This window comes from Amycolatopsis sp. CA-211722, assembly GCF_056828465.1.
This window is the reverse complement of the sequence record NZ_CP184752.1, coordinates 1,006,556-1,027,752: the sequence shown is the minus strand read 5'-3', so window position 1 is coordinate 1,027,752 and position 21,197 is coordinate 1,006,556. Positions and strand designations below refer to the sequence as shown.

At 69.7% G+C, this 21,197-nt stretch carries 24 protein-coding genes and 1 pseudogene; 16 read left to right on the top strand and 9 right to left on the bottom strand.

Going from position 1 to position 21,197, the window contains the following annotated elements; translation table 11 throughout:
- The first annotated feature begins 68 nt into the window (after positions 1-68).
- Positions 69-1,151, top strand: a complete 1,083-nt coding sequence (ychF, locus tag ACOCEP_RS05005; protein ID WP_073844780.1) for a redox-regulated ATPase YchF — start codon at positions 69-71, stop codon at positions 1,149-1,151.
- 301 nt (positions 1,152-1,452) lie between these two features.
- A complete protein-coding gene (locus ACOCEP_RS05000) occupies positions 1,453-1,920 on the top strand; it encodes a hypothetical protein (RefSeq protein ID WP_482335993.1) in 468 nt (155 codons plus the stop codon).
- Here ACOCEP_RS05000 and ACOCEP_RS04995 read toward each other — a convergent pair.
- Positions 1,908-2,276 (bottom strand): hypothetical protein, encoded by a 369-nt coding sequence (locus tag ACOCEP_RS04995; RefSeq protein WP_482335991.1) that lies wholly within the window; start codon positions 2,274-2,276, stop codon positions 1,908-1,910. The two genes, ACOCEP_RS05000 and ACOCEP_RS04995, sit on opposite strands and share 13 nt — an antisense overlap.
- Before the next feature lie 42 nt (positions 2,277-2,318).
- Between ACOCEP_RS04995 and ACOCEP_RS04990 the strand changes: the two genes are divergently transcribed.
- The 4 genes and pseudogenes from ACOCEP_RS04990 to ACOCEP_RS04975 all read left to right on the top strand — a co-directional run bounded on the left by ACOCEP_RS04990 (position 2,319) and on the right by ACOCEP_RS04975 (position 6,238).
- On the top strand, positions 2,319-2,846 hold the full coding sequence (locus ACOCEP_RS04990; RefSeq protein ID WP_482335990.1) for a hypothetical protein: 528 nt from the start codon (positions 2,319-2,321) through the stop codon (positions 2,844-2,846).
- Positions 2,843-4,809: pseudogene (locus tag ACOCEP_RS04985) on the top strand (DUF6357 family protein). The gene ACOCEP_RS04990 and the pseudogene ACOCEP_RS04985 overlap by 4 nt, the downstream one beginning before the upstream one ends.
- Positions 4,806-5,165, top strand: coding sequence for a hypothetical protein (locus ACOCEP_RS04980; RefSeq protein ID WP_482335989.1), 360 nt, complete (start codon positions 4,806-4,808; stop codon positions 5,163-5,165). The pseudogene ACOCEP_RS04985 and the gene ACOCEP_RS04980 overlap by 4 nt, the downstream one beginning before the upstream one ends.
- Positions 5,166-5,176: 11 nt before the next feature.
- Positions 5,177-6,238 carry an ankyrin repeat domain-containing protein gene (locus tag ACOCEP_RS04975; protein ID WP_482335988.1) on the top strand — a complete coding sequence of 354 codons (1,062 nt, stop codon included), beginning with the start codon at positions 5,177-5,179 and terminating at the stop codon, positions 6,236-6,238.
- A gap of 39 nt (positions 6,239-6,277) precedes the next feature.
- On the opposite strand, the gene ACOCEP_RS04970 is transcribed toward ACOCEP_RS04975, so the two are convergent.
- Positions 6,278-7,639: a M20/M25/M40 family metallo-hydrolase gene (locus ACOCEP_RS04970; RefSeq protein ID WP_482335987.1), complete on the bottom strand. Its 1,362-nt coding sequence runs from the start codon at positions 7,637-7,639 to the stop codon at positions 6,278-6,280.
- Between the two features lie 91 nt (positions 7,640-7,730).
- Positions 7,731-8,105, bottom strand: a complete 375-nt coding sequence (locus ACOCEP_RS04965; protein WP_482335986.1) for a hypothetical protein — start codon at positions 8,103-8,105, stop codon at positions 7,731-7,733.
- Positions 8,106-8,243: 138 nt separating this feature from the next.
- On the opposite strand from ACOCEP_RS04965, the gene ACOCEP_RS04960 reads away from it, so the two are divergent.
- From ACOCEP_RS04960 to ACOCEP_RS04950, 3 genes are read left to right on the top strand one after another with little or no spacing between them, the layout of a single operon-like run.
- Positions 8,244-8,447, top strand: coding sequence for a hypothetical protein (locus tag ACOCEP_RS04960; protein WP_016337139.1), 204 nt, complete (start codon positions 8,244-8,246; stop codon positions 8,445-8,447).
- Positions 8,444-8,824, top strand: a complete 381-nt coding sequence (locus ACOCEP_RS04955; RefSeq protein WP_482335984.1) for a type II toxin-antitoxin system death-on-curing family toxin — start codon at positions 8,444-8,446, stop codon at positions 8,822-8,824. Before ACOCEP_RS04960 ends, ACOCEP_RS04955 begins: the two co-directional genes overlap by 4 nt.
- Before the next feature lie 17 nt (positions 8,825-8,841).
- On the top strand, positions 8,842-9,180 hold the full coding sequence (locus tag ACOCEP_RS04950; RefSeq protein WP_482339587.1) for a winged helix-turn-helix transcriptional regulator: 339 nt from the start codon (positions 8,842-8,844) through the stop codon (positions 9,178-9,180).
- Positions 9,181-9,557: 377 nt separating this feature from the next.
- Here the strand turns inward: ACOCEP_RS04950 and ACOCEP_RS04945 are convergent, their stop codons facing one another.
- Positions 9,558-9,848: a 4a-hydroxytetrahydrobiopterin dehydratase gene (locus tag ACOCEP_RS04945; protein WP_482335982.1), complete on the bottom strand. Its 291-nt coding sequence runs from the start codon at positions 9,846-9,848 to the stop codon at positions 9,558-9,560.
- A gap of 75 nt (positions 9,849-9,923) precedes the next feature.
- On the opposite strand from ACOCEP_RS04945, the gene ACOCEP_RS04940 reads away from it, so the two are divergent.
- The 3 genes from ACOCEP_RS04940 to ACOCEP_RS04930 are packed head-to-tail and all read left to right on the top strand — an operon-like array spanning position 9,924 to position 13,659.
- The gene (locus ACOCEP_RS04940) at positions 9,924-10,976 is read left to right on the top strand and encodes a thiamine ABC transporter substrate-binding protein (RefSeq protein ID WP_482335981.1); all 1,053 of its coding nucleotides are present in this window, start codon (positions 9,924-9,926) and stop codon (positions 10,974-10,976) included.
- A 47-nt stretch (positions 10,977-11,023) separates the two neighbouring features.
- Positions 11,024-12,601, top strand: coding sequence for an ABC transporter permease (locus ACOCEP_RS04935; protein ID WP_482339585.1), 1,578 nt, complete (start codon positions 11,024-11,026; stop codon positions 12,599-12,601).
- A complete protein-coding gene (locus ACOCEP_RS04930) occupies positions 12,601-13,659 on the top strand; it encodes an ABC transporter ATP-binding protein (protein WP_482335980.1) in 1,059 nt (352 codons plus the stop codon). Before ACOCEP_RS04935 ends, ACOCEP_RS04930 begins: the two co-directional genes overlap by 1 nt.
- Positions 13,660-13,678: 19 nt before the next feature.
- On the opposite strand, the gene ACOCEP_RS04925 is transcribed toward ACOCEP_RS04930, so the two are convergent.
- From ACOCEP_RS04925 to ACOCEP_RS04915, 3 genes are read right to left on the bottom strand one after another with little or no spacing between them, the layout of a single operon-like run.
- Positions 13,679-14,557 carry an ABC transporter permease gene (locus ACOCEP_RS04925; protein ID WP_482335979.1) on the bottom strand — a complete coding sequence of 293 codons (879 nt, stop codon included), beginning with the start codon at positions 14,555-14,557 and terminating at the stop codon, positions 13,679-13,681.
- Positions 14,554-15,549, bottom strand: coding sequence for an ABC transporter ATP-binding protein (locus tag ACOCEP_RS04920; RefSeq protein WP_482335978.1), 996 nt, complete (start codon positions 15,547-15,549; stop codon positions 14,554-14,556). Before ACOCEP_RS04920 ends, ACOCEP_RS04925 begins: the two co-directional genes overlap by 4 nt.
- A complete protein-coding gene (locus ACOCEP_RS04915) occupies positions 15,546-16,631 on the bottom strand; it encodes a LolA family protein (protein WP_482335977.1) in 1,086 nt (361 codons plus the stop codon). Before ACOCEP_RS04915 ends, ACOCEP_RS04920 begins: the two co-directional genes overlap by 4 nt.
- A gap of 144 nt (positions 16,632-16,775) precedes the next feature.
- On the opposite strand from ACOCEP_RS04915, the gene ACOCEP_RS04910 reads away from it, so the two are divergent.
- From ACOCEP_RS04910 to ACOCEP_RS04900, 3 genes are read left to right on the top strand one after another with little or no spacing between them, the layout of a single operon-like run.
- Positions 16,776-17,504: a response regulator transcription factor gene (locus tag ACOCEP_RS04910; RefSeq protein ID WP_410653601.1), complete on the top strand. Its 729-nt coding sequence runs from the start codon at positions 16,776-16,778 to the stop codon at positions 17,502-17,504.
- Positions 17,501-18,829: an ATP-binding protein gene (locus tag ACOCEP_RS04905; RefSeq protein ID WP_482335976.1), complete on the top strand. Its 1,329-nt coding sequence runs from the start codon at positions 17,501-17,503 to the stop codon at positions 18,827-18,829. Before ACOCEP_RS04910 ends, ACOCEP_RS04905 begins: the two co-directional genes overlap by 4 nt.
- A gap of 10 nt (positions 18,830-18,839) precedes the next feature.
- A complete protein-coding gene (locus ACOCEP_RS04900) occupies positions 18,840-19,229 on the top strand; it encodes a (deoxy)nucleoside triphosphate pyrophosphohydrolase (RefSeq protein ID WP_482335974.1) in 390 nt (129 codons plus the stop codon).
- 49 nt (positions 19,230-19,278) lie between these two features.
- Here ACOCEP_RS04900 and trpS read toward each other — a convergent pair whose 3' ends face one another.
- Entirely contained in the window at positions 19,279-20,244 is a 966-nt protein-coding gene (gene trpS, locus ACOCEP_RS04895) for a tryptophan--tRNA ligase (RefSeq protein WP_482335973.1), read from the bottom strand.
- A gap of 334 nt (positions 20,245-20,578) precedes the next feature.
- On the opposite strand from trpS, the gene ACOCEP_RS04890 reads away from it, so the two are divergent.
- Complete coding sequence (locus ACOCEP_RS04890) at positions 20,579-20,878, top strand: YciI family protein (RefSeq protein WP_240599812.1); 300 nt, start codon at positions 20,579-20,581, stop codon at positions 20,876-20,878.
- A gap of 7 nt (positions 20,879-20,885) precedes the next feature.
- Here ACOCEP_RS04890 and ACOCEP_RS04885 read toward each other — a convergent pair whose 3' ends face one another.
- Positions 20,886-21,044: a hypothetical protein gene (locus ACOCEP_RS04885; protein WP_007028942.1), complete on the bottom strand. Its 159-nt coding sequence runs from the start codon at positions 21,042-21,044 to the stop codon at positions 20,886-20,888.
- Positions 21,045-21,197: the final 153 nt, after the last annotated feature.

Below are 21,197 nucleotides of genomic sequence, written 5' to 3'. Positions count from 1 at the left end.
CGGAAATCCGACACGACGATCAAGGCCTCGGCGGATGGGGCGGCAGGCGGCACGTAGACTTCTGGCCCGTGAGTCTCACCCTCGGCATCGTCGGCCTGCCCAACGTCGGCAAGTCCACCCTGTTCAACGCGCTGACCCGCAACGACGTGCTCGCGGCGAACTACCCGTTCGCGACGATCGAGCCCAACGTCGGTGTCGTCCCGCTGCCGGATCCGCGGCTGGACCAGCTCGCCGAGGTCTTCGGCTCCGAGCGGACCGTGCCCGCCGTCGTGTCCTTTGTGGACATCGCGGGCATCGTGAAGGGTGCCTCCGAGGGGGCCGGTCTCGGCAACAAGTTCCTCGCGAACATCCGCGAGGCCAACGCGATCTGCCAGGTCGTCCGTGTTTTCGACGATCCGGACGTGATCCACGTCGACGACCGGATCGACCCGGCGAGCGACATCGAGACGATCAACACCGAGCTGATCCTCGCCGACCTGCAGACGCTCGACAAGGCACTGCACCGGCTCGAGAAGGAGGCGCGGACCAAGAAGGAAGCCAAGCCCGCCCTCGACAACGCGGTGAAGGCCAAGGAGATCCTCGACGGTGGCCGGACCCTGTTCCAGGCGCAGAAGGAGGTCGACTTCGAGGCGCTGCGCGAGCTGAGCCTGCTCACCACGAAGCCGTTCCTCTACGTCTTCAACGCCGACGAAGGCATCCTCACCGACGAGTCCCGTCGAGAAGAGCTGGCCAAGATGGTCGCCCCCGCGGACGCGGTCTTCCTCGACGCGAAGGTCGAATTCGAGCTGCTCGAACTCGACGACGAGGAGTCCGTGCGCGAGCTGCTGGAGTCCGTCGGTCAGCAGGAGCCGGGCCTCTACTCGCTCGCTCGCGCCGGCTTCCACACCCTCGGCCTCCAGACGTACCTGACCGCGGGCCCCAAGGAGTCGCGCGCCTGGACGATCCCGCAGGGCGCGACCGCCCCGCAGGCCGCGGGCGTCATCCACACCGACTTCGAGCGCGGCTTCATCAAGGCCGAGGTCGTCTCGTTCGACGACCTGATCGAGAACGGCTCCATGGCCGCCGCCCGGTCGGCGGGCAAGGTGCGCATGGAAGGCAAGGACTACGTGATGGCGGACGGCGACGTCGTCGAGTTCCGCTTCAACGTCTGAGACGGCACGTCAGTTCTCAAACGAGCGTGGGATAACCGCTCCAGGTGTTGTTTGATTTCGGAACATGGCCTCAACGTTCTGGCCTGTTCCCCGTCGCAACTTGTGACGCACGGTCGCTGCAAAGAGTGACTGTTCGGTGTTCGGTATCGACCGAACACCGAACAGGGCGGAGGAGATCGACGACTTGAGGTTGGTCGGTGATCTGCTCGTCGGGGCGCTCGACCGTCGGTGAGACCGCTTTGGCCGGTGCGTGGCCAGGTGACGTTGTTCCAGTGGTTGCCCCCGATGGAGTTCCGCTTCAATGCCTGACGTCCACGTGCGGGAACTTCCTTATCTCTTCGGCGACAAGTCGGTGTGGGAGCCGGTAGAGGATCGGCCTCACCGCCGGCAGGGCCGCGGGCGGAGCTGGATTCACCACGGAGGTAAGGGCATGAGTGCCGATCGCGACGTCTGGTTCATCGATCGTTGGGGCGCGCAGATCGAAGACGGCATCTCCGTCGAGGCCTTCGCCGCCCTGCTCGACGCGCTCAACGACGACGATGCCGAGCACGTCGTCGTCGACATCAACGACAGCGACGACTGGTTCGTCGAGTTCACCCGCCGCTCTGTCTCTTTCCAGCAGGCGGAACGCGGTGGGGAAGCCGTGGGCACTCTCGACTATGCCGACCGCGCCCAGGCGCTCGCGATCGCCAAGGAGTTCATCGACGGCGACTTCGAGGCGCTTCGCGCACGCTCTTGGAAACCCGACGGGGTGAATCACACGCCGTAGTAGTCCTGGAACATCGTCGCGGGCGCCTCGCCATGCCGCTCCGTGTAGGCCGCCACGATCTCGTCCGTCGTGTCCTCCCCGGACTGGAGACGGACCAGATACGGCACCACCCAGTGCAGATCCGCCTCGTCGAACTGCTCCGCCCAGTACGGACCGAGTCCGGTCCGGGACTCGTCGAGCACAGCGGAGAGCGCGACCTGCCCGCCCGCGTTCACCGGATGCGGGCCCAACGAGATCGAGACGCGCGAAGCGGCGCCGGCCGGGTGCACGGCCACCTCCATGGGGTGTGGGTGACGCCCGGGTAGCGTGCGTGCGATCACGAGGAACCGCAGGGGCCCGCGTTTCGTCTTCTTCATGCGGCCATTCGAGCACGCCGCCACAGACCGAGGATGAACCGCATGACGAGCCCCGCCCTCTCCCCGCTCGCCCGTGTCCTGGCGTGCACGGACTTCGCGGAGGACTGGTACCGCTGGTGTGACGCGAAGCGCGATTGGGCGGCCGAGGCGACGGGTGCCTACGACGAAGACTCCCTGCTGACCGCGACCGGCGGTTTCGCCGCACTCCCCGTAGGTGAATTCATGCGGGCGTATCGCGCGGCCGGCGCCAAGGTCTCGCGAGGCTCGACAGGCCGTCGGTCGTTCACCGTGGAGATCGCCGAAGGAGACGTGGTGTGCGGCCTGACGGTCCAGCTCGGACGGGGGCTCAACTCCCAGGAATGCCGCCTGGCCGTGTTCGCGGACGGTGAGCGGCAGGGGGAGCCCGAGATGCTGCACGCGCTGGCACTGGCCATCCGCCGTTCCCAGGGGGAGCCCGATCCGGATCCGCCGTACCCTCGGCCGATCATCGGTAGCCGCGGCCAGCTGGAGGTCGTGTCCCGCGGCATCGTCGACGTCCTTGGCCAGGTCGCCCGCGGCTGGGCCTCATGAGCGAGGTCCTCTTCATCCGCGAAAACCCCTGGATGCCGCGAGTGATCCGCGCGGAGGGTGAGCTCAGGCTCGAACTCGACGCCGGAGCCAACGCCAACCACGACCCTCGCCGGTTCGATTTCCCGGTCTCCGAGGCACACCTCGAGGTGATCCGGGACGACCTGACCCGGCACCTGCTGCTGTGGAGCGCGATCCTGCCGCTGTGTGACGCTGCCGGGGTCCGGGGTCCTCTCGACGAACGAGCGGCGGTCGCGTTGCTGGACCCGATCCTCCTCGGCGCGCCCGCCGACGTCGAGGCGTTTTTCCGGGACATCCGCTGGGACGTCCGCAGGCTCGTCGCTCAGGGCGCGGACGTCGAGCAGCTCGAACGCGGGCAGCTCTTCGAGGCGTTGCGCCCCGCGAGCGCCTGGTCCGATTGGTCGCTCGTCCACGAGTACGACGCGAACCGTCAGCGCGCCAGGCTTGCCCCGCTCGACAAGGCGCTTCTCAAGTACACGGGCGGGAAGGTACCCGCCAGGGATCCGGGAGCCGTCGATCCCGGCCTGCTCCCCGAAGTCCTACGGGTGATCGCCACCGCGGAGAAGGCGTGCGCCGGGATGCGGATCGCCCGTGACCGGCGAAGAGGCGAGCACGCCGTGAATCAGCGTGACTGGCGACGAATCGAGGAGAAGGTCCAGCGTGCGGTACGCAGCGCCTTCCCTGCTCTCACCGGTGAAGCGGTGCGCACGGTGAGCTTCCTGATGTGTTCCGAGGCCGCCGACCAGGCCGGAAAGCAAGGACGACGATGAGGCCGCTGACCTTCAGTGACGACAAGGAAAACGAGCAGAGGTGGGTTCCGGGCGGCGCGCTGTCCGCCCCCGACGCGTTCCGGGAGTTCGTCGACCGGCACCGTGCCGACGACAACGCGACGTTCTGCGTCGAGGACGAAGAGAACGAAGAAGCGCTGCTGCTCATGTTCGACGCCGGAACCATCTGCCGGGTCAAGGGAGCGGAGAACTCGCGGGTCGAGTACCGCCTCGTCACCAACGGCGGCGATTACCGGAGCCACGTGGCCGACTTCGTCCGTGGCGGTACGGCCGCGCTCGACCGTAGTGGCCCGTGGTGGCCGGACGTCGCCGCCCTCAGCCGGGCGAGGCTCCGCTTCGAGTTCGACGGATCCGTGTTGCGACGGACCCACCCGCGCGAGCTGCGCCGACGGCTGGGGATCCTGACCGTCATCGACGGACACGAGCCGACGACGATCGACGGGGTCACGCACTTCGGCTTCGGCAACGGCGGCGACACCGTCAACGCCTGGTTCACCGCCGAGGGCCGCGGGCTCGTGGTGACGTTCGACCACACCAGCCCGCTGAACTTCTACGAAGACCCGCGGGCGCAGGCAGCGCTCTACGACGGGGTGCCGGCAGACCTTCTCGCGCTGGTGACTGAAGCGGACACGACGCTCGAAGTCCCGCATCCGGACGGCGGCACCGTGGTGGCCGCCACCGGCGTCTTCACGTTCTCCGGACCCTGCGCCATGGCGGACGGGCTGGTGGCCCGGTTGCAGGAGACGCGGCTGGACGTCCGGGACACCGGGGTCGGCTGGCTGCTGGAGGGCCTCCTCTCGCTGGAGGACTTCACCCCCGCCGCCGTCGCGGACGAAGTGGCGTGGTGGAGCGCGGAGGAGATCGAGAAGGGGTTCGCCGCCGGCGGTCAGGAGCAGGCGGCGCCGTTCGACCGGGAGACGGTGGATCGCTTCTGCCGGATCTGGGCCGACTCCGGGTACAACGATCGCTGGGACGTGCACTACGTCCTCTTCGACAGCTACTCCATCGAGGACGCGGGCGAGGCTCGCGACGAGCTCCTGACGCTGGTCCGGACGCTCGGGCTCGAGCGCGTGGACGCCCCGCCGGGAGCCGCCGGCGGTGAGGTCTGGGTCCGCACCGACCCGCGTATCGACGCAGAGCTGGAGCGCTGGTCATGACCGCCGATCTCGTCACGTCGCTGGTCGACGCCATGGGACCGGTGGACGGCTGGGAATCGCTGGCGGTGATCCTGGAGTTCGGCGAAGGGTTTCGCAGTGCGCACGGGTACGCGTACTCACCCGAAGGCGTCACGCCCGTGGCCTGCAAGTGGTCCAGCATCGAGGCGGCGGTCGACGCCTACCTCGGCGGCCACTACCGGCCCGGCGACAAGCTGCCGGTGAAGATCCTCGTGCAGTTCGACCGCACGTCCGGGAAGTACGAGGTGACCTTCGAAGACACCGACGAAGAGCGTTGGGCCGTGAAGCCGAGGAACTTCCGGCAGATGCGCGAGCAACTGCGGCCGAAGTTCGACTGAGGAGAAGCAAGATGGCACGGAAGCGGAAGACCCTTCCCAAGGACTTCGAGGAGATGCTGACCTCGGCCTCGGTGGAGGAACTCAAGGCCGTCTTCGGCAAATGCGAGATCGACGCGCGGGGCGGCTATTCCAAGGGCACCGCCATCGGCTTCCCGAAGTGCCCGGACGAGCTCATCGTCTGGCTGATCGGGCAGGGGCTCGCGGTGGACACCCCGGACAGCTACGGCAGGACCCCGCTTCACACGCGGGCTTCCCGCGGTGCGGCGAAGCAGATTCCTTTGCTGCTCTCGCTCGGCGCGGACATCGACGCGGCAGACACCTCCGGGAAAACGCCGCTTCAGGCGGCGGTGGAGAGGCTGAGGACCGAATCCGCGCGAGTGCTGATCGAGCACGGCGCGTCGACCGGCGTTCTCGACGGGCGCGGTGACACGTTGCTGATGAGATGCCTGATCAGCACCGAAAACGCCTACCTCCGCGAGTCCGCCGAGTTGGCGAAGCTGTTGCTCGGCCGGGGCGCGAGCGTCACGCCCGAGATGCGCCGGAAGGTCGAGCGGATCGGTAGTGGTTTCGAGTTCCACCGCGAGACCTTCAACCGCGACATCCTCGAAGAGACCGACGCCGCGCTCAGTGAGCTGTACCGGCTCTTCGAGGTCGAGCCGGTCGCCCCGCGGTCGAAGCACGACGGGGTGTCGCCGATCGTCGTCCCCGACGGGTCCTGGCAGGAGCGGCACAAAGCGCTCTGGGAGTTCCTCGTGCCGTCGAGGGGTGCGGGCGAGACGGTGCAGTGCGAGGTCGTCCGTGTCACCGGCCGGATCTCCGACGAGATGTTCCGGAACGGCGGGGCGAACTGGGATCGCGACTATCGTGCGATGGCCGACGCGTTCCCGGGTTTCCTGGCGCGTGGTGAGCCTCTTGGCGAGGAAGAACTCCAAGAAGCGAAGGAGATCGCCAAGCAGGTCAGGTCGGGCCGCGGCTGGGAAGACCACCTCGATCGCTTGAGCGAGCTGGCCGTCGCCTGGGTCGCGAAGAATCCGGCCCCGATCGCCCTGGGGCCGGTGGACTACACACGCTGAGGAGTGCCGGGTGTCCCCGACGAGGACACCCGGCGAGCCTCACTTCCGCAGCAGGCTGTACGCGGCGGAGCCGATCAGCTCCAGCGAAACCTGAAGCCGTTCAAGGGAAACGTTGTCCTTGATGGTGTCTTCCGGCGTGTGGTAGGTCGGCTCCAGCAGCGCCGGGCCGGTCTCGCCGCGCCAGCTGAAGTTGCCCGAAGCGATCCCGCGTTCGAAGAACGGCACGTGGTCGCTCGAACCGCGCGCCACCGGGCCCTTGACCCGCGGGTCGTAGCCGAGCCGCTTGGCGGCGGCGTTGACGGCCGCGGTCGTGGCGTTGTCGGCGCCGTCGACCGAAAGCAGCCAGTACGTGACCGCCGGGTCCCAGCTGGTGGCGACCATGTCGTTCTGGAAGCAGCCCGCGATCCGCTTCGCTTCCGGGTCGGACAGGTTCTTGACGTAGTGCCGCGAGCCGATCAGCCCGTATTCCTCCGAGCCCCACAGCGCGAACCGCAGCGTCTTGTTCGTCGGCAGATGGCGCAGGACACGCGCCAGTTCCAGGCACAGCACGGTGCCGCTGCCGTCGTCGTTGGCGCCGGGGGAGCCGGGGACGCTGTCGTAGTGCGCGGTCACCATGACCACGCCGTCGTCCTTGCCGGGGAACATGGCCGGCCGTTCCGCGATGACGTTGTACGACGTCAGGTTCTTGTGGTGGGTGGCCGTCGCCTTCACCGTGACCGAACCCTTGGCGAGCCGTTCGCGCAGCCGCTCCACCTGCACCTGGGCCAGGCCGAGCACCGGGATGGTGACCGGGGTGGCCAGCGTCGGGGAGAACGCGGACAGCTTGCGTGCCGGGTCGGCGCCGATGCGGCCGAGCAGCACGGCGTCCGCTCCGCGCTGCGCGGCGATCAGGTACGCGTCGGCCTTGTTGGTCACGGCGGCGATCAGCACGATCTTGCCGGTCAGATCGTCGGGCAGCGTGCTGCCGTCGCCGGCGTCGACGACGACGGCCTCGCGCGTGACGTCCTGCGCGCCCTGCGGCGACGAGCCGGTCTGCCAGCTGTCACGTCCGACCGACAGGCCGCCGAGGAACTTGTCGGCGATCGGGAACGGCTGCAGCGTGACCTGGTAGCGCAGGTCCCGAAGCACCTTCGCGATGTAGTCCCGCGCCCGCAGTTCGCCTTCGGTACCGGCGATCCGGGGGCCGATCTTGTCGCTGAGCACCCGCAGGTGCTCCAGCGCCCGCCGTGAGCGGACCCGCGCGACCACGGGGTAGTCGCCGAACTCCAGCGACGGCGGGAACTGCGCGCCCGGACGTTGCTGCGTCGCCGCGGCGGCCGTGCCGGGGTTCAACCCGATCGTCGCCGCGCCCGCCAGTGCCACCGCGCCCGCGAGCACCTCACGTCTGCGCAGACCTGCCATGGAACACCCCTCACTTCTCGGAGAAACTCGTTCGAGTAGCCAATAGTGCGCCGGTCACCGGAGCAACCTCCGATCGTCCCCTTTTTCCGGTTCAGTGCGCGGCGGTCCGGCGATAGGCGTGCGAGACGGCGACGGCGCCGGTGATCGCCGCGGCGATCACCCCGCCGATCAGCAGCGCGGTCCCGAGGAAGGGCTCGAAGTCGCCGAGGTCGGCGAGCCGTCCCCAGAACGACCCTTCGAGCAGGGCGCCGACGAGGATGAACACCGGTGCGGCGATGCCGAGGAAGAGGATCCATCGGTACTTGGCGGCCAGTGTCAGCACGAGAATCCCGCTCACGCCGAGGATGAACGGGCCGGGTGGGATGTCCGGAAACCCGGGGACATCCGAAGCGATCTGGATGATCAGGCCGGCGACGCCGACGAAGAGGAAGAAGGCGTTGGCGACGGCGGCGGTGGCACGGTTCATGGCGAACTCCTCACTGGATTTCAAGACCACTGAAGAGTCCTGCGCGCGGCGGCTCAGGGCGTCGGCCCCGAGGCGGCATTCGCGGCTACGCAGGTTTGCGTACGGGACGGTTGCTACCAGAGTGGTATCATCCACGGCATGGCCATGACCCTGAGGTTGAACGACGAGCAGGAGCGCGCGCTCGCCCTGCTGGCGGAGGCCGACGGCGTGAGCAAGCACGAGGCCACCGTTCGCGCCATCACCGAGGCCGCCGCGCGCCGCGTCCGTGACGATCGTGTCCGGGCGCTGTCGAAGGACGGCCGAGAGCGCTACGCCGCCCTGCTCGACCGTCTCGCCCAGTGATCGAGTACCTCACCGTCGAAGACCTCCTGACGCTCGCGGAGGACCTCCGGGTACCCAAGATCCGCGATCTCGGCCTGCTCGACTCCGCCGCGCACCGGCCCCAGTCCTCGTTGATGGGGCAGGACGCCTATCCGACGCTGCACGAGAAGGCGGCGGTGCTGCTGGAGTCGGTCGTGCGCAACCATCCGCTCATCGACGGCAACAAACGCCTGTCCTGGATGGCGACGTTCGTCTTCTACGGCCTCAACGGGTATGACCTCGACGCGCCGGAGGACGACGCGTACGACCTGGTGATCGCGATGTCCACCGGCTCACGCACCTATCAGGAAGCGGCGGTCGAGCTGGCGGCGTGGGCGAGGGTAACTTCGGACGGGTGAAGCCGTTGAGTCCCGACATGTTCGCGCCCGGCTGCCCGTCGAACCTGACCCCGTTCCGGATCGGCGACAAATGGGCGGGCCTGGTCGTGCAGTGCCTGGAAGAAGGGCCGCGCCGGTTCTCCGAGCTGCGGGTGCCCTTGCGGGGAGTCACGCCGAAGGTGCTCACGGAGACCCTCAGGGCGCTGGAGCGCGACGGCATGATCACGCGGACGGCGTACGACGAGACGCCGCCGCGGGTGGAGTACGAGCTCACCTCGCTCGGCCGGACGTTGTTCGAGCCGATGGAGGCGTGCCGGAAATGGGCGGCGGAGCACCTTCCGGAGCTCGTCGCCGCCCGTGAGGCTTACCCGGGTTAACCGAGGAGGCCCAGTACGACGATCGTCAGCAGCGTGATGGCGGCGGCGAACGTGGTCACCCAGGCGCGCTGGGCGGCGGTGATGGAGGCGTTGTTCACGGCGGTTCCCCGGGGGCGAGAAGCGACAGGTCCGCCGGGAACAGCGCGTTGATCAGGCTCCGCGTTACCTGCCGGACGCCGGTGTGATCAACGTCACTGGTCGTGCTGGTGATGCCGATCGCGCGCCGTGTACCAGAGCACTCCGGCGGCGGCCGCCACCATCGCGCCGAACGCCGAGAACCCCACCACGATCGCCTGCGTCATCACTCGTCCTTTCTCGTTGTGTCCCTACCGGGGTGACGTCCGAGGAGCGGAGTTGTGGCGCGGTCGTAGCGGACGTCACATCTCCGCGAGTACCCCGTCGATCTGCGACGCGAGCGAGAAGTCCTTCTCCGTCAGCCCTCCGGCGGAGTGCGTGCTGAGCCGGAACGTCACCGTCCGCCAGCGGATGTCGATGTCGGGGTGGTGGTCGGCCGCCTCCGCCAGTTCGGCCACCTTGTCCACCGCTTCGATGGCTTTCGGGAAGCTCGGCAGCTTCGCCGTCCGCTCGATCGTCACGCCGTCGCGCGTCCACCCGGAGAGCTTGGTCACGGCTTCGTCGGCCTGCTGGTCGTTCAAGATTTCCGCCATGACTCCATGGTGGTACGCCGTCGGCTACGCTGCACGTTTGCCACGGGTCCCCCCTTGAAGAACGCAGGAGGCTAGATGAAACGCGCCCTCCGCACGGTCGTTGCGGCTGGCACGGTGGCCGCCCTCGTCGCGGGCTGCTCGCTCTCCGGGAACACGGGGAACGACCCGCAGGCGCCGGCGACGGTCACGCTCGTGACACACGACTCGTGGCTCGCCCCCCAGGAGGTCCTCGACGCGTTCGAGCGGCAGTCCGGGATCAAGATCTCCGTGCTCAAGCAGGGGGACGCGGGCGCGCTGACCAACAAACTGGTGCTGACCAAGGCGAACCCGATCGGGGACGTCGCGTACGGCATCGACTCGACGTTCGCCTCGCGCGCGCTCACCGAGGGTGTTTTCGAGCAGTACACCAGCCCGGAGGCCGATCGCGGCCCGCAGCGCTACTCCGTCGACCCCGAGCACCGGCTCTCCGCGGTCGACCTCGGCGACGTCTGCGTCAACATCGACACCCGGTACTTCGCGGAGAAGGGGATCCCGGAGCCGAAGTCGTTCGCGGACCTGACCGACGCCAAGTACAAGGACCTGATGGTCGCCGAGAGCCCCGCGACGTCCTCGCCCGGGCTGGCGTTCCTGCTCGGCACCATCGCCCAGTTCGGCGAGCAGGGCTGGCAGGGGTACTGGACGCAGCTGAAGGCCAACGGGCTCAAGACGGTCAGCGGCTGGGAAGAGGCCTACTCCAAGGAATTCTCCGGTTCCTCGGGCAAGGGGCCGCGCCCGATCGTCGTCTCCTACGCCTCTTCGCCCGCCGCCGAGATCGGCGACGACGGCAAGCCGCGCACGAAGGCGCTGCTGGACACCTGCTACCGCCAGGTCGAGTACGCGGGCGTGCTGAAGGGCGGCAAACAGGTCGAGAAGGCCCGCAAGGTGGTGGACTTCCTGCTGTCGCAGCAGTTCCAGGTGACGGTGGCGAGCAACATGTACGTGTACCCGGCCCGGCAGGGCGTCGAGCTCCCGCAGGGCTGGGCGCAGGCCGCGCCGCTGCCGCAGCAGCCGAAGACGCTCGAACCGGCCAAGATCCAGGCCGGGCGCGAGCAGTGGATCGCCCAGTGGCGCACGCTACTCGAAGGCTGAACACCGGCAGGCCGACTTTCCGTGGAGCCGGGCTGGCCGCACTCGCCGTGCTGCCGCTCGGTTTCCTCGTGGTGTTCTTCGCCTGGCCGGTCGCGGCGATCATCGGGCGGGGCTTCGGCTCCGGCGGCGTCGGCACGGCCATCGGTGACCCGCTGACCTGGAAACTCGCGGGATTCACGGTTGCCAGCGCCGGGGTTTCGACGATCGTCGCGGTGCTGGCGGGCCTGCCGGTCGCGTTCCTGCTCGCGCGCGTGCGGCTGCCGGGGGTCTCGCTGGTCCGGACGCTCGTGCTGGTGCCGTTCGTGCTGCCGACCGTCGTGGTCGGCCTGGCGTTCCGCGCGCTCTGGCCCGACGGCGGGCTGCTGCCGCTGGTGCTGGCCAACGCGTTCTTCAACGTCGCCGTCGTCGCGCGCACGGTATCCGGGCTGTGGAGCCATCTCGACCCGCGCACCGTGGACGCGGCGCGGGCACTCGGCGCGTCGCCGTGGCGCGCCTTCCGGTCGGTGACACTGCCCGCGTTGGCCCCGGCCATCGCGTCTTCGGCCGCGGTGGTGTTCCTGTTCTGCGCCACCAGTTTCGGGGTCGTGCTCATCCTCGGCGGGGCGAAGTACCGCACCCTGGAGACCGAGATCTACCTGCGCACGGTCGAACTGCTCGACCTGTCCGGCGCGGCCGCGTTGTCGCTGGTGCAGTTCGCCGCCGTCGTCGCCGCGCTCGTCGTGGGAGCGCTGGCCAGGCGGCGGCGGGAGAACGCGGTGCGCCTGCGTTCGCGGAGTGAGACGGCGCGGCGGCCGAGGGGCGGCGAGTGGTGGGCGGTGTCCGCCGGGCTCGCGGTGATCGCGCTCCTGATGACGCCGATCGTGGCGCTGCTGGTCGAATCCGTGTCCACTTCGGACGGTTTCAGCCTTGCCGGGTACGCGGCGCTCGCCGGGCAGGGAGCCAGTGGCGCGCTCCAGGTCTCGGGATGGGACGCGGCGTCGATGTCGCTGCGGACGGCGTTCGACGCCACGACCCTCGCGATGATCGTCGGCGTACTGGCCTCGGTCGTGCTGGTGGCGCTGCGCCGCACGCCGGGCAGGCTGGCCAAGGGCATGGGCGAGACGATGGACGCCGCGCTCATGTTGCCGCTGGGCGTGTCCGCGGTGACCGTCGGGTTCGGCTATCTCGTCACGCTCGACGCGCTGCCGGGCGACCTGCGGACGTCGCCGCTGCTGGTGCCGCTCGCGCAGGCGCTGGTGATCATCCCGCTGATCGTGCGGATGGTGCTTCCGGTGCTGCGGTCGGTCGACGTCCGGCTGCGGCAGGCCGCGTCGACCCTCGGCGCGAGCCCCGGTCGCGTGTGGCGCGAGATCGATCTCCCGCTGACCGCGCGTTCGCTGGTCGCGGCGGCGGGTTTCGGGTACGTGGTCGCGCTCGGCGAATTCGGGGCGACGAGCTTCCTGTCCAGGCCGGACGCGCCGACGCTGCCGGTCGCCGTGGCGACGCTGATCTCGCGGCCGGGGGAGCTGAACAACCAGATGGCCTACGCGGCCTGCGCGCTGCTCATGATCGTGACCGTGGTGGCGGTGGTGCTGATCGACCGGTTCGGCGCGGTCCGCGGGCAGAATTCGGTAGGGGAGTTCTAGTGTCGCTGTCGGTACGGGATCTGACCGTCCACTATGGATCTTTCGCGGCCGTTAAGGACGCCCGGCTGGACATCGCCGACGGCGAGGTCCTGGCGCTGCTCGGCCCGTCCGGATCGGGGAAGTCGACGCTGCTGCGGGCGATCACCGGGCTGGAGCCGCTGACGTCGGGCACCGTGCGGTGGGACGGCGAGGACCTCTCGGGTGTCCCGGTGCACCGGCGGGAGTTCGGGCTGGTGTTCCAGGACGGGCAGCTGTTCCCGCACAAGGACGTCGCCTCGAACATCGCGTTCGGGCTGCGGATGCACGAGGTGCCGCGCGCCGAGCACGCGGACCGCGTCCGTGCGCTGCTGGAGCTGGTCGGGCTCGTCGGCTACGAGCGGCGGAGGGTGACCGAGCTGTCCGGCGGGCAGGCGCAACGCGTGGCACTGGCCCGCGCGCTGGCGCCGGAGCCGCGGTTGCTGCTGCTGGACGAGCCGCTGTCCGGTTTGGACGCCGGGCTGCGGGAGCAGCTGGCGATCGACCTCGCGGCCCTGTTGCGGCGCAGCAAGATCACCGCGCTGCTGGTCACGCACGATCAGGAGGAGGCGTTCACGCTCGCCGACCGGGTCGCCGTGCTCGAAGACGGTGAGATCCGGCAGGAGGGTGCGGTGCGCCGCGTCTGGCGGCAGCCGGTGGACGAGGATGTCGCACGGTTCCTCGGCGTGACCACGTTCGTCGACGGGGAGGCTTCCGGCGGTGTGGTGCGGACGCCGCTCGGTGACGTCACACTGCCCGACGTCGAGGACGGCGCGGTGCGGCTGGGATTGCGGCCGCACGGCCTGCGGGTTTCCGCCGAAGGTGTCGAAGGCGAGGTCGTCGCCGTCGTGCACCGGCGGGAACACGTCCGGCTCGTGGTCGCACCCGGCGGTGATCTGTCCACTGTGGACGCCGTCGCGCCGGTCACCGCCGACCTGCGCCCCGGCGACACCGTCCGGCTCGCGCTGGACCCGGACGGCGTCGCCCAACTCCGCGTTTCGTCCTCTAGTTGCGGTACTTGCACGCGCAAGTACCGCAACTAGAGGACGAAACGCGTGGGAGTCAGCCGTCTCGCGTGGTCAGGCGCGCGTAGGCGATCGAAAGCCCGATGGCGATGTAGCAAGCGGCACGCAACGCGCCTTCGCCGAGCAGGGCCGTGTCCACCGGGTCCATCAGCACCGAGGCGGGCGCCTGCGACCAGTTCTCGTTGAGCAGGAACGGGTGCAGCCACGAGACAGCGTCCAGGAAACCGAGGATGGTGAACACGATCGTCCCGGCCAGCACCGAGGCGACGACCAGCATCGGATGCTCGGTGAACGCCGAGATCGCCAGCGCGACCGCGCCGACCGCCCACAGCTGCAGCACCACCCACGCGGCCACGAGCAGGACGCGGCCCAGCGCGTCCCAGACGCTCAGCGTCGAGCCGGTGAGGGTGAACATCGAGTCGGTGCCGCTGATGATCAGGCCGGTGACGAAACCGGTGAACGTCATGGCCAGCACGGCGACCGTCGAAACCGTCGCGACGCCGAACGCCTTGATCGCGAGCAGCCTGCCCCGGCCGACCGGCGCGATCAGCCAGCCTCGCAGCGTCCCGTGGGCCGCCTCGCCGGCGATCGCGTCCGCCCCGGCCATCGCCGAAGCGAGCGGGAGCAGCAGCCCCAGCGTCATGGTCAGCGCGGCGACCGGCAGGATGAACCCGTTGCTGACCGCGGACGCGAGCAGCGCGCCGTCCCCGCCGCCACCGCCGTTGTTCGTCTCCGTCGGGTCGACGAGCGTCAGCGCGATTCCGATGATCACCGGGATCAACGCGAGCAGGCCCAGCACGGCGAGCGTGCGCGGCCGCCGGAAGATCCAGCGCAGTTCCGCCCGGTACAACCGGAGCAGGCCGACACTGTCCTGCCCGGTCCGTGCCGCGGGTGCCGCGGCCAGAGCGTGGGTCACGACTCCCCCTCACCGTCTACAGTGGACTCCGGCTGGGTCAGCCGGGCGAACAGGTCTTCGAGCCCGGTCCGTGCCCGCGCCGCTTCGTGCACGGCCACTCCGGCCGTCACCAGATGACGCAGCACGTCGGGGGCTTCGGCGGCGGTCAGGTCGACGCGGACGCCGTCCGGCGTAAGCCTGCTGCCGATCCTGTTCTCCCGCAACGTCTCCACCGCGAGTTCGGCGTCCGGCGTCCGCACCAGCAGCGCCGCGTTCCCCGACTCCAGCAGCTCCGAGAGCTCGCCCTGGGCGATCACGTTCCCGGACTGGAGCACCGCGACGTGCGTGCAGGTCGCCTCGACCTCGGCCAGCAGATGCGACGACACCAGCACGGTGACGCCGTCGGCGTGCAGTTCGGCGATGATCCGGCGGATCTCCCTGGTGCCCGCCGGGTCGAGGCCGTTCGTCGGCTCGTCGAGCACGACCATCCGCCTCGGCACGAGCAGCGCGCTCGCCAGGCCCATCCGCTGCTTCATCCCCAGCGAATAGCCCTTGTAGCGCCGGGTGGCGGCGCCGGTCAGGCCGACCCGCTCGAGTGCCGCGTCGACCGCTCCGGGGATTCCCGCCGAGGCCAGCCGCGGTTCGGCCGCGGCCACGCGCAGCAGGTTCTCCCGGCCGGAGAGAAAAGGGTGGAAACCCGGCCCTTCGACCAGCGCGCCGACGTCGGGCAGCGCGTGCGCCGCCTCGTCGGGCATCTTCTTGCCGAAGAGTTCGACCTCGCCCTCGGTGGGCCGCACGAGACCGAGCAGCATCCGGATGGTCGTCGTCTTGCCCGAACCGTTGGGGCCGAGCATCCCCAGCACGGCGCCTTCGGGAACGTCGAGATCGACGTGGTCCACGGCCACCGTGCGGCCGTAGACCTTGCGCAGGCCCCTGGTGCGGGCCGCCATGGGTACCGCCGGGGCGGACGCCTCCTGGGAAGCGTCCGCCCCGGCTTCGAACGTGGTGGTCACTTCGCGGCCAAAGCCTCGAAGAGGACCTGCTCCGGCACCGCGCCGGCGGCGTAGCGGCCGTCGTCGGTCAGCACGCCGCTGCCGACCTTGGTGGTCACCAGCCAGCCGCTGCCCCAGGCACCGCTGACCGGCTTGGCGAATCGCGAAAGCAGCGCCTTCGGGTCGACCTGGCGGCCCTGCTCGTCCTTGGCCTCGCCGGCCTTCGCCAGCGCGTCGGCCGGGATCTTGCCGGTGATCGCGGTGTCCCAGCCGTCGCCGACGACCTTGATCTCGGACTTCGCCCGCTCGGCCAGCTCACGGTCCTTCGGCTCGACCTCGGGGGCCTTCTCGGTCACCTTCGCGCCCTTGGGCGGGGTGAACTCGAAGTTCGACGCGGGCTGGGCCGCGAAGGTGATCTCACTGAACGAAGCCTCGAACGCCGGGGCCGACGTGCCGTTGGCCAGCACCGTGACGCGCAGCGGCATCCGGGTCTGGTCGTCGATCGCGACGCGGATCTCGCGCAGGAGGGTCCGCTCGGTCGGCTTCGGGGTCAGCACCAGTTCGTACGCCGCCCGGTTCGCCACCGAGGCCGTCCCGTCGACGGCGATCGTGCTGCTCTCGCGCACCTTGCCGAGCAGTTCCGACGCCACCGTGGCCGGATCGACGTCCTTGCTCTTCTCTTGGTGCTCCTTGGCCAGCCCGTCCGGGATGGTCACCTTGGTGGCCGAGTTGTCCTTGGAGTCGTACTCCCAGACGGTCTGGCCGTTGCGGACGATGGTCTGCTGGCTGGAGCCCTCGGTGAGCGAGATCTTGCTCTTGCCCGCGCCGTCGGTCGAAACCTGTGCCGAGTCGACGTCGAGCGCCGAGACACCGGGCAGGGCGCCGCCGACCTGCGGCAGGCCGAGGTCGTTGCTGACCTTGACCTTGCCGTCGAACGCCGACGGCTTCGCGTTGAGCGTCGACTGCACCAGCTCTTCGGCGCTGATCTGCGGCAAGACGGGCGCGTCGCCCGCGGTGGCCGGCATCGCGACGACGACGAGCCCGCCGACGCCGAGAGCCGTCCCCACCACCGCCGCGGTGAGGGCCTTCCTCTTCGGATCCATGCTGTCTCTCCCTGTTTCCCCGAGCCCCAGTGTGCTCGGGTCTTGGCGACAACGCTTCCCCGGAAACGCTGAGACACCACTCAGCCTCCGCCGCCGGAGCTGAGATGGCGCTGAGAGGTCGCGCGTGAGCTGGTGAAAGCGTGAATGATGAGGGACGTGAAACCTCGAGTACTGGTGGTCGACGACGAGCCCGGCGTGCGCAAGGCGCTGCAGCGGGGGCTGCGCGCCGAGGACATGGACGTGGTCACGGCGGCCGACGGGCCCAGCGGCCTGCGGCTCGCGCAGACGGGCTCCTTCGACGTGGTCCTGCTCGACATCATGCTCCCGGGTCTGTCCGGCTACCGCGTGCTCGAACGACTGCGCGCGCTCGGCGTCACCACACCTGTGCTGATGATCTCGGCGAAGGACGGGGAGGTCGACCAGGCGGACGGCCTCGACCTCGGCGCCGACGGCTACCTCGTGAAACCGTTCTCGTTCGTGGTCCTGGTCGCGCAGGTGCGCGCGGTGCTGCGGCGGGCCTCGCCGGACGCCATCCGCGGGCCGCTGCGCATCGGCGCGCTCGAAGTCGACCGGAGCCTGCGGCAGGTCCGCTACGACGGTGTCGAAGTGGCGTTCAGTCCCCGGGAGTTCGCGCTGCTGGAGGTGCTGGCCGGCCGGGCGGGAACGGTCGTCACCAAGGACGAGCTGCTGCGCGCCGTCTGGGGTGACGAGCAGGCCGCGACCCGGAACGTCGTCGAGGTCTACGTCGGCTACGTGCGCCGCAAACTCGACGCGGCCGGGGCGGGCGCGCTGGTCCGGACCGTGCGAGGGCACGGTTACCTGGCCTCGGATCCGCAGCTCGACGAAGTGATCGCCCCGGCGGGCCAGGGGTGATCGGCTCGCCGTCGTGGTGGCGCCGCCGATCGCTTGAGGTCCGGATCACCCTGCTCACGGCCACGGTCACGCTCGGCTTCCTGCTCGGGCTGGCGGCGGTCGCGGGGGACAACCTGCAACCGCTGCTGATCGGCTCGGTCGACGACGAGCTGAGCGCCCAGCTGGAGACCGCGAAGGCCGACGTCGCCGCAGGGCGGGCGCCATCGGGATCGGCGGTCACCGTCCGCGTCCTCGACACCGGCGGTGGCCCGGTGGACGGCCTCCCGCCCGCGAACCTCGACGCGGTGGAGGTCCGCGCGCTGAAGGCGGGCGAACCGGTCACGACCGGCGGCGAGCACAGCTGGCGCTGGGCGGGCACCGTGGTCACCGCCCCCGACGGACAGCAGCGGCTCGTCGTGGCGGGTGCGGGCCTGGTCGGCTTCGCGACGGCTGTGCACTCCGGCGGGTTGTGGCTGTTCGTGGTCGCGTCCGTCGGCGCGGTGGGCGCCGGGATCGCGACGTGGCTGCTGGTGCGGTTCGCCCTGCGGCCGGTGGCGCGGATGCGCGGTTCGGTGCGGGTGCTCCCGCCGGGCGCGCGGCTGCCGCTCCCGGATTCGCACGACGAGCTCCGCGCGCTGGCGGAGGAGTTCAACGCGTTGCTGGCGCGGCAGGAGGAGGGCGCCGAACGCCTTCGCCGGTTCACCGGGGACGCCGCGCACGAGCTCCGGTCGCCGGTCGCGTCGATCCGCGTGCAGGCCGAGGTCGCCGTCGCCAATCCCGATCCCGATCTCTCGCAGGAGACGCTTTCCGACATCCTGGAGGAGGCGGAACGGCTCTCCGCGCTGCTCGACGGGCTGCTGGCGCTGGCGAGGTCGGACGCGGGGGAGGTCCCGCCCGCGGAACCCGTCGAGCTGGTGAGCGAGGTGCGGGCCGCGGTCGCGCGGATGCCCGCCGGCGCGCCGGAGATCCGGGTGAGCGGCACGGTCGGGGCGGCGTGGGCGCTGGCCACGCACGCCGAGGTCGAGCTGGTGCTGAGCAACCTGCTGCGCAACGCCTGCCGCTACGCGCGCGGCCAGATCGTGGTGTCGGTGCTCGCGGCGCGGTCGACGGTGCGGGTGGTGGTCGACGACGACGGGCCGGGGATCGCGCCCGAGCACCGGGAGCGGGTGTTCGACCGGTTCTACCGGGTGTCCGATTCGCGGGCCCGGTCGTCCGGAGGTACCGGTCTGGGGCTGGCGATGGTCGCGGAGGCCGTCCGGCGCCGCGGGGGCCGGGTCCGCGTCGGTGAGTCACCCGATGGCGGGGCGCGTTTCCAGGTCGTCTGGCAGGCGGCGCGCGGTCAGTAGGGTGTGCCGCGTGGTGATCGTGGGCGCCGCCATCGTGCGGAACGGACAGCTCCTGGCGCAGCAGCGGGCCTGGCCCGCCGACCACGCCGGGCAATGGGAACTGCCGGGCGGGCGGGCCGAGGACGGCGAAAGCGACGAAGCCGCCTTGGCGCGGGAATGCCTGGAGGAGCTGGACGTCGCCGTGACGGTCGCGGGCCGGGTCGGGGACGACGTGCCGCTGCCGAAGGGGAAGGTGCTGCGGATTTACGCCGCTTCGCTGGTGAGCGCGGGGGACGAACCGCGGGCCGTGGAGCACAAGGACGTCCGGTGGATCGCCCCGCACGAACTCGACGACCTCGATTGGCTGCCCGCCGACCGGATCCTCCTACCCGCCCTGCACACCCTGATCGCAAGTCCGTGAAGGACTCCTTGAGGGACCCAGAGTCCCTCAAGGAGTCCTTCACGGAACTTCAGCCGGCGCCGATGAGCCGCAGCGCCGACTGGAGCCGGTGCTCGCCCCGCTCCGCCGCCCGGACGGCACCCGCCTTGCGCACCCGCTCCAGCTCACCGGGGTCGCGCAGCAGCGCCAGAGCGGCTTCCCGGACCGGCCGCAACTCCTCGATCAGCGCCTCGGCGACGGCCTCCTTGACCTGGCCGTAGGAGTCGAACCGGTCCGCGAGTACCTCGGGCTTCTCCCGGGCGCACGCCGCGAGGATGTCCAGCAGGTTCGCCATCCCAGGCCTGCTCTCGGGCGCGTAGGCCGGTTTCGACCCGCCGTCGGTCTTCGCGCGTTTGACCTTCCGGCGGACCTGGTCGGGCTCGTCGAGGACGAAGACCACCCCGGCCTCCTCCTTCGTCGACTTCGACATCTTCCGCGTCGGTTCGGCGAGGTCCATGACCCGTGCGCCGGCGGGCGGCAGCACCGCCTTCGGCATGGTGAACACGTCGCCGTAGGTGGAGTTGAACCGTTTCGCCAGCGTCCGCGCCAGCTCGACGTGCTGCCGCTGGTCCTCGCCGACCGGGACCTCGTCCGCGCCCTGCAGCAGGATGTCCGCCGCCATCAGCACCGGATAGGTCAGCAGGGACAGCCGCACCCCGGCGCGGCCCTTCGACTTCTCCTTGAACTGGATCATCCTGGCGGCCTCGCCGTAGTTGCAGGTGCACTCCAGGACCCAGTTGAGGGCGCCCAGCTCGCGGGCGATGTCCGATTGCACGAACACGCGATCCGGCTCGATCCCGGCCGCGATCAGCACGGCCAGCTGCTCCGACGCCATCGATCGCAGCTTCGCCGGATTGTGCGAGTTCGTCATCGCGTGCAGGTCGGAGACGAAGTACAGGTCGTCCGGCCCGCCCTCGTCGGCCCAGCGGGAAATGGCCCCCAGGTGATTCCCGACGTGAACGTGGCCGGACGGGGTGATCCCGGACAACCTGATCATCTGCCTTCTTCCTTCCGGATTCGGGCCGCCCCAGGGTCCGGGCACGAAAAGGCCGCCCGGTGGGGCGGCCTGGTGGTTGCGCTCGTCTGGTTCAGCGCAGGACTTCGGGGCCGCCGGAGGGCGGCCACCACTGGGCGTTCTGCGCGCGCATGCGGCTCATCCTACAGAGCGGCCCGCGTTTCGTCCTCTGGTTGCGGTGGTTCGACGTCGAACCACCGCAACCAGAGGACGAAACGCGGGTGGTTTCACTCATTCCGGGCACGGCGCGTCAACACTTCATATCGGCCGGGGCAGTACGTCCGTCATATTGGCGATCCGGGTCTACCTTCGACTCATGTTCGTCGTCCTGCTGACCTACACCGCGCCCATCGAAGAAATCGACTATGTGCTCCCTGATCACGCCGACTGGCTGACCAAGCAGTACGAACACGGCAATTTCCTCGCCTCCGGCAGGCGCAACCCGCGCATCGGCGGCGTGATCATCACCAAGCCCATGGCCAGGGGAAAGCTGGACGCGATCCTCGCGACCGACCCCTTCTCGATCAAGCACATGGCCGCCTACGAGGTGATCGAGTTCTCGCCGACCCGGACCGCGCCGGAACTGCGGGCGATCAACGAGGCGGTGGTGCATTGACGATCTTCTAAGCGGCTTTCGCGATCTTCGTCTTCGCCTTTTTGAGGGCGAGGACGGGGCATTTGCCGCACCTCGACTTCGACCGGCAGCATTTCTTCTTGACCTTGCCGGACTTCATCCATTTGCGCACGAGCTTGTGCGGGTCGTCGGGTAGTTTCTTGCCCACTCGCGCTCCTTCTCCGACCGGCGTCGGCGACCTCTACACGTTAGGTGAGCCTAACCGATCAGGGGGCGTGGGGCTGCTCACAGTCGGGCTACAGGTATCCTGGTTTGGTCCGCGTAAGGCCAAAGTCGGCCAGGCGTGTCTCGAACGCGCGAG

Coding starts and splice junctions, on each gene's coding strand:
- ACOCEP_RS04990 (WP_482335990.1), top strand. CDS start 2,319: ATGACGAGCCCCGCCCTCTCCCCGCTCGCCCGTGTCCTGGCGTGCACG.
- ACOCEP_RS04975 (WP_482335988.1), top strand. CDS start 5,177: ATGGCACGGAAGCGGAAGACCCTTCCCAAGGACTTCGAGGAGATGCTG.
- ACOCEP_RS04890 (WP_240599812.1), top strand. CDS start 20,579: ATGTTCGTCGTCCTGCTGACCTACACCGCGCCCATCGAAGAAATCGAC.
- ACOCEP_RS05000 (WP_482335993.1), top strand. CDS start 1,453: ATGCCTGACGTCCACGTGCGGGAACTTCCTTATCTCTTCGGCGACAAG.
- trpS (WP_482335973.1), bottom strand. CDS start 20,244: ATGATCAGGTTGTCCGGGATCACCCCGTCCGGCCACGTTCACGTCGGG.
- ACOCEP_RS04980 (WP_482335989.1), top strand. CDS start 4,806: ATGACCGCCGATCTCGTCACGTCGCTGGTCGACGCCATGGGACCGGTG.
- ACOCEP_RS04915 (WP_482335977.1), bottom strand. CDS start 16,631: ATGGATCCGAAGAGGAAGGCCCTCACCGCGGCGGTGGTGGGGACGGCT.
- ACOCEP_RS04970 (WP_482335987.1), bottom strand. CDS start 7,639: ATGGCAGGTCTGCGCAGACGTGAGGTGCTCGCGGGCGCGGTGGCACTG.
- ACOCEP_RS04945 (WP_482335982.1), bottom strand. CDS start 9,848: ATGGCGGAAATCTTGAACGACCAGCAGGCCGACGAAGCCGTGACCAAG.
- ACOCEP_RS04965 (WP_482335986.1), bottom strand. CDS start 8,105: ATGAACCGTGCCACCGCCGCCGTCGCCAACGCCTTCTTCCTCTTCGTC.
- ACOCEP_RS04950 (WP_482339587.1), top strand. CDS start 8,842: ATGTTCGCGCCCGGCTGCCCGTCGAACCTGACCCCGTTCCGGATCGGC.
- ACOCEP_RS04995 (WP_482335991.1), bottom strand. CDS start 2,276: ATGAAGAAGACGAAACGCGGGCCCCTGCGGTTCCTCGTGATCGCACGC.
- ACOCEP_RS04960 (WP_016337139.1), top strand. CDS start 8,244: ATGGCCATGACCCTGAGGTTGAACGACGAGCAGGAGCGCGCGCTCGCC.
- ACOCEP_RS04910 (WP_410653601.1), top strand. CDS start 16,776: ATGATGAGGGACGTGAAACCTCGAGTACTGGTGGTCGACGACGAGCCC.
- ACOCEP_RS04940 (WP_482335981.1), top strand. CDS start 9,924: ATGAAACGCGCCCTCCGCACGGTCGTTGCGGCTGGCACGGTGGCCGCC.